The sequence below is a fragment of the Thiohalocapsa halophila genome (assembly GCF_016583825.1).
GTDB classification, from domain to species: domain Bacteria; phylum Pseudomonadota; class Gammaproteobacteria; order Chromatiales; family Chromatiaceae; genus Thiohalocapsa; species Thiohalocapsa halophila.
On sequence record NZ_NRRV01000029.1, the window covers coordinates 55,942 to 67,316 of the forward strand.

Annotated in this window: 10 protein-coding genes; 5 read left to right on the forward strand and 5 right to left on the reverse strand. The window is 69.0% G+C overall.

Annotation, left to right across the window (positions count from 1 at the left end):
* Positions 1–20: 20 nt before the first annotated feature.
* Positions 21–518 (forward strand): DUF1269 domain-containing protein, encoded by a 498-nt coding sequence (locus CKO31_RS13275; protein ID WP_200238201.1) that lies wholly within the window; start codon positions 21–23, stop codon positions 516–518.
* A gap of 158 nt (positions 519–676) precedes the next feature.
* Positions 677–1,333: a MarC family protein gene (locus CKO31_RS13280; protein ID WP_242475352.1), complete on the forward strand. Its 657-nt coding sequence runs from the start codon at positions 677–679 to the stop codon at positions 1,331–1,333.
* A gap of 242 nt (positions 1,334–1,575) precedes the next feature.
* Here CKO31_RS13280 and hisI read toward each other — a convergent pair whose 3' ends face one another.
* Entirely contained in the window at positions 1,576–2,037 is a 462-nt protein-coding gene (gene hisI, locus CKO31_RS13285; RefSeq protein WP_200238204.1) for a phosphoribosyl-AMP cyclohydrolase, read from the reverse strand.
* Positions 2,038–2,203: 166 nt separating this feature from the next.
* Here hisI and CKO31_RS13290 point away from each other — a divergent pair, with 166 nt between their 5' ends.
* A complete protein-coding gene (locus tag CKO31_RS13290; RefSeq protein ID WP_200238207.1) occupies positions 2,204–3,544 on the forward strand; it encodes a dihydroorotase in 1,341 nt (446 codons plus the stop codon).
* A gap of 94 nt (positions 3,545–3,638) precedes the next feature.
* Here the strand turns inward: CKO31_RS13290 and CKO31_RS13295 are convergent, their stop codons facing one another.
* The 4 genes from CKO31_RS13295 to CKO31_RS13310 all read right to left on the reverse strand — a co-directional run bounded on the left by CKO31_RS13295 (position 3,639) and on the right by CKO31_RS13310 (position 6,875).
* Positions 3,639–3,878, reverse strand: a complete 240-nt coding sequence (locus CKO31_RS13295; protein ID WP_200238210.1) for a hypothetical protein — start codon at positions 3,876–3,878, stop codon at positions 3,639–3,641.
* Positions 3,865–4,071: a type II toxin-antitoxin system HicA family toxin gene (locus CKO31_RS13300; RefSeq protein ID WP_200238213.1), complete on the reverse strand. Its 207-nt coding sequence runs from the start codon at positions 4,069–4,071 to the stop codon at positions 3,865–3,867. The genes CKO31_RS13295 and CKO31_RS13300 overlap by 14 nt, the downstream gene beginning before the upstream one ends.
* 74 nt (positions 4,072–4,145) lie before the next feature.
* Positions 4,146–5,636, reverse strand: coding sequence for an SDR family oxidoreductase (locus CKO31_RS13305; RefSeq protein WP_200238216.1), 1,491 nt, complete (start codon positions 5,634–5,636; stop codon positions 4,146–4,148).
* A 198-nt stretch (positions 5,637–5,834) separates the two neighbouring features.
* Complete coding sequence (locus tag CKO31_RS13310; protein ID WP_200238219.1) at positions 5,835–6,875, reverse strand: alpha/beta fold hydrolase; 1,041 nt, start codon at positions 6,873–6,875, stop codon at positions 5,835–5,837.
* 457 nt (positions 6,876–7,332) lie between these two features.
* Here CKO31_RS13310 and CKO31_RS13315 point away from each other — a divergent pair, with 457 nt between their 5' ends.
* Together CKO31_RS13315 and CKO31_RS13320 are read left to right on the forward strand one after the other, a co-directional pair.
* Positions 7,333–9,777, forward strand: a complete 2,445-nt coding sequence (locus tag CKO31_RS13315; RefSeq protein WP_200238222.1) for a DUF1631 family protein — start codon at positions 7,333–7,335, stop codon at positions 9,775–9,777.
* 184 nt (positions 9,778–9,961) lie between these two features.
* Entirely contained in the window at positions 9,962–10,582 is a 621-nt protein-coding gene (locus tag CKO31_RS13320; RefSeq protein WP_306341737.1) for a L,D-transpeptidase family protein, read from the forward strand.
* Positions 10,583–11,375 lie beyond the last annotated feature (793 nt).

Genomic DNA, 11,375 nt, shown 5'->3' on the forward strand with positions numbered 1-11,375 from the left:
ATCCGCAGGAGATCCGACAGATGAGCGATTTGGTCGTACTCTCGTTTCCCGATCAGGAAACGGCGTTTCAGTTACGCGCCGAGCTGAGCCGGCTGCAAAAGGAGTATCTGATCGACATGGAGGACGTGGTGGTCGTCACCAAAGACGAGAAGGGCAAAGTGAAGCTGCACCAGGCGGTGAGCCTGACCGGCATGGGCGCCGTCGGCGGCGGCTTCTGGGGCATGCTCATTGGGCTTCTGTTCCTGAACCCGCTGCTCGGGGCCGCCGTGGGCGCCGGCGCCGGCGCCCTGTCCGGCAAGCTCTCGGACATCGGCATCAACGACCAATTCATGAAAGATCTGGCCGCCAACTTCCAGCCCGGCTGCGCGGCGGTGTTCGTGCTGGTGCGCAAGGCCACCACGGACAAGGTCATCGAAGAGCTGAAGGCCTTCCACGGCAAGGGCAAGGTGCTGAAGACCTCCCTCAACAAGGACGAAGAGACCGCGCTGAAAGAGGTGATCGAGGGCGACAGCCTCTAAGCCTCCATGTCGAGCGCCCGGGCTCCAGCACCCAGCCCCGGAGCGCTCGCGCCTGATCGCCGCGAGCCCCCCGGCCCCGCGCCGCGGCTCGGGCCGACGGGCACCGTAGCAGCGCCATCAACCGCAAGCGTCGGCACGACAAGCAGGAGTAGACGCAATTGGACGCATTCGCACTGGACAAGGCCAGCATCGGCCACGCCCTGTCGGTGTTCATGGGCTTCTTCGCCATCATGAACCCCATCGCCAACACGCCGGTGTTCCTCGGCCTCACCGCCGACGACGACACCGCGACCCGCCGCCGAGTCGCCTTCCAGGCGGTGCTCACGGCTTTCCTGATCGTCGCCGCCTTCTGCTTGCTGGGGGCGGTCATCTTCAAGCTCTTTGGCATCACCCTGCCGGCGTTTCGCATCACCGGCGGGGTGCTGGTGGCGCTGATCGGCTACCAGATGCTGCACAGCAGCCCGTCCGCAGTGCACCACCCGAGCAGCGCCGATCAGGCCGACAGCCGGCAGGCCGCGCTGTCGGTGGCCCTGAGCCCGCTGGCGCTGCCCATTCTGGCGGGCCCCGGCACCATCGCCACGGCCATGAACTTGGCCTCCGCCGGCAGCACGGCGGACTTGGTGGTGACGCTCATCGCTTTTGCGCTGCTGTGCGCCATCACCTACGCCTTCTTCGTCTCCGGCGAGGGGCTGACCCGCTACCTGGGCAAGAGCGGGCTCAATGTCATCACCCGCATCATGGGCCTGATCCTCGCCGTCATCGGTGTGCAGATGCTGGTGGATGGGCTGAAGGGGGCGTTGCCGGGGCTGGCCTGACGCACACCGAGCCCTGCTCGGCTTCACACAGCGACCCGACAGCCGAGAAGGCAGGGAAGCTCGGTACTTCGTAGGTCGGGCTGAGCGACAGCGAAGCCCGACGCCAGCCCACGCAACGCGCAACTGGCAGCGGCGTAACGGCTGCTTGGCTCTGACACCCTCGGACGACCCGGGCACGGCGTTGAACGCCATGGGCGGGGCCGACAGCGCCGCCGCTGTCGGGCTTCCTGCGTCAGCCCGACCTACTTGTAGAGCTGCTCCGGGTCGATGAGCGGCTCGGCGACGACCTCCACGCGGTCGCCGCGCAGGGCGTTGTAGAAGCAATTGCGCCGGCCCGTGTGGCAGGCGGGGCCGGTCTGGTCCACCAGCAGCAAGAGCGTATCGCCGTCGCAGTCGAAACGGACCTCCTTCAGATGCTGCACCTGTCCGGAAGACTCCCCCTTGCGCCAGAGCTTCCCCCGCGAGCGGGACCAGTAGCATACCCGGCCCGTCGCCACGGTCTCGTCCAGAGACTCCAGATTCATCCAGGCCATCATCAGCACCTCGTGGGTGTCGTATTGCTGGGCGATGGCCGGCAGCAGGCCGTCGGCGTTGAGCTTGAGGCTCGCACGGACGTCCGCCCAGGGCAGGCTGTCGCCGAGGTTGGCGCGCTCGTTGGCCTTAATTCGATGCTCCGGGGTAGGGTTTTCTGTGGGATGGCTCATGTGGAATGCGTCGCTTCTGGCTAGACTGACCGTGCCGGCAGATTAGCAGAGCCGGCAGCCCCGTCGCCCTAACCCGGCACAGGCTGCGGCCCGCCGGGTCGAGACCGCCAGCACAACGCCGGCACAGCGTCCGCAGGGCCCAATGCCATAGTCACCGGAGCACCGCATGCCCAGCCTCCTCATCACCAACGCCGTCGTCGTCAACGAAGGCCGCCGCTTCGAGGCGGATGTGCTGGTCACGGACGGGCGCATCGCCGCCGTGGGCGGGGACCTCCAGAGCCGACCGGCGGACCGGGTCATCGACGCCGCCGGCCGGCTGCTGCTGCCGGGCATGATCGACGACCAGGTGCACTTCCGCGAGCCCGGCGTCACCTACAAGGCGGACATCGCAAGCGAATCGCGCGCCGCGGTGGCCGGCGGCATTACCAGCTTCATGGAGATGCCGAACTGCAAGCCGCCGACGCTCGACGCCGAGCAGCTGGCGGCCAAGTACGCCCGTGCCGCCGAGGTGTCCCGGGCCAACTATGCGTTTTATCTCGGCGCCAGCAACGACAACATCGACGCCATCCGCGCCCTGCCGGTGGGCGATGCCTGCGGCGTCAAGGTGTTCATGGGCGCCTCCACCGGCAACATGCTGGTGGACGACCCGAAGGTGCTGGAGGCCATCTTCCAAGACTGCCCCGTCATCATCGCCACCCATTGCGAGGACACGCCCATGATCCTCGCCAAGGAGGCCGACTATCGGCAGCGTTACGGCGAGGACGTGCCCATGGACGCGCACCCGCTGATCCGCTCCGAGGCCGCCTGTCTCAAGTCCTCCACCCTGGCCGTGGACCTGGCGCGGCGCCATGATGCGCGGCTGCATGTGCTGCATCTGACCACGGCCCGGGAGCTGGCGCTGTTCACGCCCGGGCCCATCGCCGGCAAGCGCATCACCGTCGAGGCCTGCGTGCATCACCTGTATTTCGACCAGCGGGACTACGCCGAGAAGGGCGCGCTCATCAAGTGCAACCCGGCCATCAAGCGCCCGGAGGACCGCGAGGCCCTGCTCGGCGCCGTCGCCGAGGACCGCATCGACGTCATCGCCACCGACCACGCCCCGCACACCCTGGAGGAGAAGGCCGGCAAGTATTTCCAGGCCCCCGCCGGCCTGCCGCTGGTACAGGACGCCCTGCCCTCGCTGTTCGGGCATGTGCAGGCAGGCAAGCTGACTCTGGAGCAGGTTGTGCACAAGACCAGCCACGCGCCGGCGGCGTGCTTCAACGTCCAGGAGCGCGGCTACATCCGCGAAGGCTACTGGGCGGACCTGGTGCTGGTGGACCCGAGCAAGCCCGTCACCCGCAGCCGCGAGCAAGTGCTCTACAAGTGCGGCTGGTCGGCCTTCGAGGGGCGGGAGCTGCCGGCCACCATCGCCGCCACCATCGTCAGCGGCGAGGTAGCCTTCGAGGACGGGCAGGTGAACGATGGGGTGCGGGGGCAGCGGCTGGCGTTCGGGCCGACGCGGTGACAGGGGCGCCGACTTCCGGGCGGCGTGTGCGGCTGCCGCCGCGCTCAAGGTGACGAGTGGGTAGCGGCGGGACGTGATCCTTCAACAACGCGCTTCAAGCAACATCCTGCAACCGGTTCGCCAGATCCCGCCCGGCCGTCGACGGTGGCAGCGGCCTGCCGTCCGCCCGATACAGTGCGATGGTTTCATCGACAATGTCGCACAGCTCCCTGAAGACGGCGAGCTCATCGTCGCCGTGGCAGCCGCCGAGCAAGAGCCCGGGGCAGCTTCCGACGTAGCACTGGTCCTCCTCGGACCATTCGACGATTTTGGCGTAGCGGTCACTGTCTTTCATGCTTGGAAGCCTCGATTGCTTGCTCGACAGCCCTGACGAGATATCGCTTCGCGTCATCCCCGGGCTTACCGGCGACGGTGATGGGCTTTGGGACGTTCGGGTGCACATAGTTCCGATGGCTCCCCTTGCCGCCCCGGTTCACGAAGCCCGCCCTTTCCAGGCGCGCAATCAGGTCGCGGACTTTCGGCGGCACCTCTGACCCCCCGGCTCATGACCCCTCGGCTCAGCCCTCGCTGCAACAGCAGCGCTTAGTCTCGGCTGGGATTGTCAGTCCGCCCGCGCCACTTCGCCCCGCCGCTCCCGCGCCTCCGCCAGCCGGCAGATCTCCTTCACGGTGCCGGTGAAGACGACGCCGTGGGCGGGCGCGAAGGCGTACCAGTACATGAGGCCCCAGACGCCGGCGGGGTGCCAGTAGGCGGTCATGCTGAGCTTGGTGCCCCCATTCGCCAGCGGCTTCAAATCGAATTCCATCATGCCGGCGCCGGGCGCGCGCATGCCGAAGGCGAGGCTCAGGCGGCGCTCGGGCTCGATGCCGAGCACCTTCCAGGAATCGATGCGGTCGCCGACGCGCAGCTCCGTCGGATGTCGGCGACCGTGCTTGCGCCCGGGGCCGCCGGCGAGCCAGTCCAGGGTCTCGCGCAGCTGCCAGAGGCCGTTGAGATAGAACCAGCCGCGCTCGCCGCCGATCTCCCGCAGCACGGACCAGACGGCGGCGGGGGAGGCAGTGGTCTCGTGGGCGGCGCCGGCGCGCTTGGCGTAGTAGGCGTAGTCGATGCGTTGATCACGCACGGCAAAGGCTCCTTCGATCCAACGGGCGACGACGGGCTCGCTGTTGCGCTCGGCCGCGAAGACGGCGCGTACCGCCTCGCGAAAGCCGAGCAGGTCCTGCGGCACCAGGCGCCTGAGCTCGGCGTCGTCGGCGCTGAAGTCGTGCTTGAGCCCTTCGATGAGGGCCCGGGCGATGTTGGTGGGCACCGCGGTGATGAGCCTGAGCCAATAGGACGAGAGCTTCGGGCTCAGCACCGGCACCGGGATGATGATGGGCGGGCGCTTGCCGCCTTCCTCGGCGAGGATGCGCATCATCTGCTGGTAGGTCAGGGTCTGCGGGCCGCCGGCGTCGAAGACCCGGCCCTCGGCCGCCGGGATCTGGGGCAATCGGACCAGGTAGGTGAGCAGGTTGTCCAGCGCCAGCGGCGGTGACTTGGCGCGCACCCAGCGCGGCGTGATCATCACCGGCAGGTGGTAGACCAGATCGCGCATCACCTCGAAGGCCGCCGAGCCGGGCCCGACGATGATGCCGGCGCGCAGCTCCGTCACCGCCACCTTGCCCCGGCGCAGCACCTCGCCGGTGTCGCGCCGGGAGACGATGTGCTCGCTGTCGGCGTCGTCCGGCACCAGCCCGCCGAGATAAATGATGCGCTTGACGCCGGCGCGCTCCGCAGCGGCGGCGAAGTTGGCGGCGGCTTTCAGGTCCAGGCGGCCGAAGTCCTTGCCGGCGCCCATGGAGTGGATCAGGTAGTAGGCGGTGTCCATGCCCGCCAGGGCCGCATCCAGGGTCTCCGGCGCCAGGGCATCCGCCGCCACCAGCTCGGCAGCGTCCCAGCCGCGGCGCTCCAGGCTCGCGCGGTTGCGGCTGCTGGCCCGCACCGGGATAGCCTCGGCCAGGAGCCTGGGCACCAGATGGCTGCCGATGTAGCCGCTGGCGCCGAAGACGAGGCAGTGCCCGGCATGGGCGGCGGAAGATGGGGTGGTGGTCACGGTTTTGGCCGACGGGCCTTGCTGGTTGCGCGAAGACAGTGGGCAGCATGCCCCCTGAGGGCCGGCGAGGTCCAGAGGGGGCGAGCGGGGGAATCCGACGGCCCGTCCTGGATGCGGCCAGTGCCCTGTGGCCTGCGCTCGATTGGCCTGCGGTCGATTACGGCGATAGCGCTGGGTCGAGGGGATGGGTGACGGCGATCAGTGCGCTGCCGCGCGGTCGTCGCCGGCTGCCGGCGCCTGATCCAGCCACTGGTCGATGATATCCATCACCAGCGCCGGGCATTCTTCCTGCGGCAGGTGGCCGCAGCCCGGCAGCTCGGCGAAGGTGGCATTGGGCAGGGCGCGGGCGGCCGCCAGCGTATCGGCGGGCGGCACAATGCGGTCTGCGGCGCCGGTGATGACCAGCGCCGGGGTGTCGATCTGCGTCAGCTGCCGGGCGATCTCCACGGGGTCCGTCAGCGAGCGCGCCAGCAGCGCCGCCCAGGCCGCATCCCAGTTGGCCATTTCCTGGTGAACGGCGGCGCGGGCGCGGCGCTCCTCGTCGATGCGCCCGGGATCGGCATAGGCATAATCCAGCAGCGGCATGTCCGTGCCCAGGGTGCGGGCCAGCAACAGGGTCAGGCGCTGTGTCTGCGGCAGATCCACCAGCCATTGCGGCAGGATGGGGCGTTTGGAGTTGACCCAGGGCGCCAGCAGCACGAGGCCGCGCACCCGCTCCGGGTAAGCCAATGCCGCTTCCAGCGCCAGCGTACCGCCGGAGGAATTGCCCACCAGGTAGGCCTGCTCCACACCGAGCGTATCCAGCAGCGTCATCAGCCGCGCCAGCGCCGAGGATTTGGCATAGGGGTCCGCGTGCGCCCCGGCGCCGGGCAGCGGCTTGGCGCTCAGTCCATAGGGGATCTGGTCATAGGCGATGACCCGGCCGCGCTCGGCCAGCGGCGCCATGATGCGCTCCCAGGTGTAGAGGTTGAACGTAAAGCCGTGCAGCAGTACGAAGGTCGGCGCCGCAGCGCCGTCGCCCGCGGGCGTGCGCTCTGCTACATGCAGCGTCACCTCGCCGCCGTCGGGAGGCCCGATGCCGACAAAGCCGCTGCCCGGGCGCTCCAGAGCCTGCACGCGGGTCTCGCCCTCCGCCGGGTCCGGGTCGATCAGCAGCGGCCCGACGGCAGCGGCCACGAGCCCCAGCACCAGGACCAGCACCAAGAGGATCAACAGCAAACGAAGCAGCAAGCGCAGCATGATCTGGAAGCGGACGGGCGGAACGGGATTGGGGGGGTCGGACGGGCCGGGGATGCTAGCACATCCCTGTCCCCGCCCAGGGATCTGCGAGCAACATCACGGCGTTGCAGGGACGCGCGGGGTATAGTGTGTTGCACGGGAGCACTACAGCAATACAAACCCCGCGCCCATCGCCGGGCGGTGCCCGACGCAGGTACACAGCACCGGCATGGGGACAATTCGTTTTCCGGCTAGGGAGATACCGATTCATTGGCCGTACTGGCCAAGAATTCGGACGGAGCCCGCCCTGTTGTGAAAATAGGGGCGATTTCCGGGCTGCTTCATTTTCAGTGACTTAGGCCGCTGAAAATGGCGGGGGCACCCTGCCTCGCACGGGCGGCGCCAATAAATCGGCGTTTCCCGAGGGCCAGCACATCCGCGCGGATCCGCTGCGGTCTGTCATGGAGCCAAAGCCCCGATGCCGGAGCACACACCAGACCCCTCCCGCGCCGAGGCGCTCTCCCCCGCCGAGGCCGTCACCCTGTTGCATGCGCTGCGCGACAGGCTCGTCGACGACGCCGCCGGCGCCTTTTCTGAGCAGATGCAGGCCGTGCGCGCAGATCTCGCGCAGCTCGCCGCCCGCGCCCGTGACAGCAGCCGCCGGCAGCTCTACGAATCCGGCCATGCCCTGCTGGCCAACGGCGGATTGAGGCTGCTGCGGCATTTTCGCGGCAGCTTCTGCCGCGCCTGCGAGCAGGCCATCGCCCAGCTGACCGGCAACGACCGTGACACCTGGGAAGAAGAGCACGAGCTCTCGTTGGTGGACGCCAATGCCTTCGAGCGCGACCTCGCCATCGCACGCCTCTCTGCCAAGGCAAGCTATGCCTGCTCACAGCAGCTGACGGCGCTGGATCGGCGCGTCGCCGCGCTGCTCGGCAGGCAGCGGCTGGAGAGCGACCGTGACCCCTTCTCCGTCAAGCTGCTCTTCACCGCTTTCGCCGACGGCGCCGAGGCCAGCTGGGCCGGCGGACAGCTCTCGCTGATCCTGCTGGAGACCTTCGAGCACTATACGTCCGACCGGCTGCCGGACATCTATCGCAGCCTCAACACCTACCTGGTGGAGCAGGGCGTGCTGCCCAAGCTGCCTGTGGAGGTCGACGAGCGCGAGCACGAGCTCGACCGCCCGCACCGCGGCGGCAGCAGTGGCAGCGACGGCGGCAGCACCAGCGGCAGCGGCGAGACCATCGGCGACGTCTTCACGCAGCTCACCAGCGGCCTCCTCGGGGAGCACGCCCAGCGCGGTAATCGGCGCGGTGATCAGGGCGCTGATCAGGGCGCTGATCAGGGCGGTGGCAGCGCCGGCGGCGCAGGGGCTTCCAGCGATGCCCCCACGGACGGCGGTATGGCCCCTGTGGTGCTGAGTCAGCTCATCGACGGGCTCACGGGCCTACAGCGCGGCAAATCCAGCGCTGCGACGAGCCTGGGCATCGACCCGACGGCCGTCGATACCCGCAGCAGCGACCTACTGCGCAGTCTCGGCGCCTCGCCGCTGCTGCGCTGGCTGCAGCCGAACGACGCCGCGACCGTCGAGCTGGTGGCCATGCTCTTCGACTGCATGTTCTCCGATGGCGAGCTTCCCAACCAGCTGCAGGAGGAGATCGGCAAGCTGCAGGTCCCCATCCTCAAGGCCGCGCTGCTGAACAAGGCCTTCTTCTCCGACCAGGGCCATCCGGCACGGCGCCTGCTGGACGTCATCGCCGCCGGCGCGCGCGGCTGGAGCGGTGAGGAGCAAGAGGCACTGCTCGAGCGCATTCGCGCCGCCATCGACAATGTGCTCGCGAGCTTTGACGATGACACCGCCGTGTTCAACAACGAGGTGGAGCAGATCGAGGCCGTCCTGCGCGCCGCCGATCAGAAAGCCCGCAGCCAAGTGGGCGAGCTGGTCAAGCGGCTGGAGCAGCGCGATCGCAAGGTCGTCGCCCAGACCCTGGTCGCGGACCAAATCGATCGCCGCCGCGACGGCCAGACGCTGCCGCCCCCCGTGGCGGCCTTCATCGACGAGCACTGGCGGGAGCTGCTGGGGCGCATCTACATCCGCTACGGCGATGCAAGCGACGACTGGCAGGACGCGCTCGCCACGCTCGAGGCACTCATCTGGAGCGTGCAGCCCAAACACACGCCCGCAGAGCGCAACCGCCTCATGCACATGCTCCCGTCGCTGCTGGAGAAGCTGCCGGCATGGCTCGCCCGCCTCGGCCGCACAGACGCCTGGCAGCCCTTCCTGCGCGACCTCATGCCCTTGCACATGGCCGCCGTTCGCCAGCCGGAGGCCGCCGCCGCGGCCAGCCCGGATGCCGCCGACGCCGCAGCGCCCGACGACCAAACCCAGACTGCGAGCACGGACGCGCACGCACCGCCGGCGGCTGAGCGGGCGGCGGAAGCCGCTGCCGACGCAACCTCCCCGGACAGCGAAGATCTGCCCTGGCTGATGGACGCGGGCGCCGATGTGGAGCCGGACAGCACCCTGGTGCCGGCGCCGGCAGCGGATGCTGGACAAGCCGGCCAGGACGGCGATCCCGCAGCGGCTCGGGATGCCGACGCGGACGCCGGCACCACGTCGGCGCAAGCCGCCGTCGACCAGTACCTGGAGGCCGCCCGGCAGGTGGCGGTGGGCGACTGGCTGGAGGTACAGCAGCTCGGCAGCCCCAACCTCAGTCTGCGGGCCAGCTGGATCAGCCGCAGGAGCGGTATTATGCTGTTCGCCGATCGGCGCGGGCGCAACGCCCGCGTGCTCTCCGCCGAGCGCCTTGCGCAGGCGCTGCGCCAGGGCAGCGCCCGCCTGTTGAGCCGCGACCCACTAACAGATCGCGCAGTGGCGCGCCTCCTGTTGAACGCAGCACCGGCGGAGATGTCCAGCGCCTAGCGCCAAGACCGCCGGCAGAGGCCGGTCTTGGGCAGAGGTCATGCGCCGACGTTGAAGACAAAGCCATAAGCATCCGATATACCGCCATATTTGTAACGCAAATACCGGATGTTCTGGCGCCGGCGCCGGGGTAGAATCGCGGCCTCGATGCTTTCAACCCGCGCTGCTGCCGGCGCCCAGTCCCATGTCACTCAGCCGCCAGACCTGCTCGCCCGTCACCTGCTCGCCCCAGCCTTTCTGGGCCCAGCCCTTCTGGGCCAGACCCTTCTGGCCCAAGCTCGGTGATGGTCGCATCACCGCCCTCGCCCTGGCTGCCGTCATCGCAATGACCGCACTGCTCGGCGGCTGCGCCTCGCCACCGGAGCCCAGCGTGCGCTTCGTCGACAGCGTGCTGGTGCGCAAAGGCGAGCGCACCCTGCAACTGCTTCACAACGGCGATGTGTACCGCGAGTACAAGATCGCGCTCGGCGATAGCCCCGAAGGCCACAAATTCCAGGAAGGCGACGAGCGCACCCCGGAAGGGGACTACATGCTGAACTGGCGCAACCCCAACAGCAGCTTCCACAAGTCCATCCACATCTCCTATCCGAATCACCGCGACCGCGCCTTCGCCCGCGCCATCGGCGTGGACCCGGGCGGCATGATCATGATCCACGGCCGCCCGAACTGGCTCACGTCGCCTGCCGTGGCAAGGGAGTACGACAACCGCGACTGGACCGACGGCTGCATCGCCGTCAAGAACCACGAAATGGACGAGATCTGGCGACTGGTGCGCGACGGCACCCCCATTCGTATTCTGCCCTAGCCCGCTCGCGGCGGAGAGCGATCATCGTCGCGGCCAGAGGCCGCTCCCACGGGCACTCGCGGATGTGAGAGCGGCATCCCTGCCGCGACCCAACGCGGCCCCCGCTGACACGCATCGCGGCCAGAGGCCGCTCCCACGGACACTCGCGGACGTGGGAGCGGCATCCGTGCCGCGACCCACCGCGGCCCCCGCTGACACGCATCGCGGCCAGAGGCCGCTCCCACGGGCGCTCGCGGGTGTGGGAGCGGCATCCTTGCCGCGACCCACCGCAGCCTCCGCTGACACGCATCGCGGCCAGAGGCCGCTCCCACGGGCGCTCGCGGATGTGGGAGCGGCATCCTTGCCGCGACGCACTGCGGCCCCGCTGACACGCATCGCGGCCAGAGGCCGCTCCCACGGGCGCTCGCGGGTGTGGGAGCGGCATCCTTGCCGCGACGCACTGCGGCCCCCGCTGACACGCATCGCGGCCAGAGGCCGCTCCCACGGGCACTCGCGGATGTGGGAGCGGCATCCTTGCCGCGACGCAGCGCAGCCGTCCGCTGACACGCATCGCGGCCAGAGGCCGCTCCCACGGGCGCTCGCGGATGTGGGAGCGGCATCCTTGCCGCGACGCAGCGTAGCCTCCGCTGACACGCGTCGCGGCCAGAGGCCGCTCCCATATATGGCCCGCCCCGCGTTGCAAGAGTGAATGCGCCGATCGGCAGAAGGAGGAGTTGCGGCCATATATCCGGCATCGTGGTGAGGCGCCGTCGCCGGCCCCCGTGCCCTGATGGAATCCGCGAGCATTCCCGAC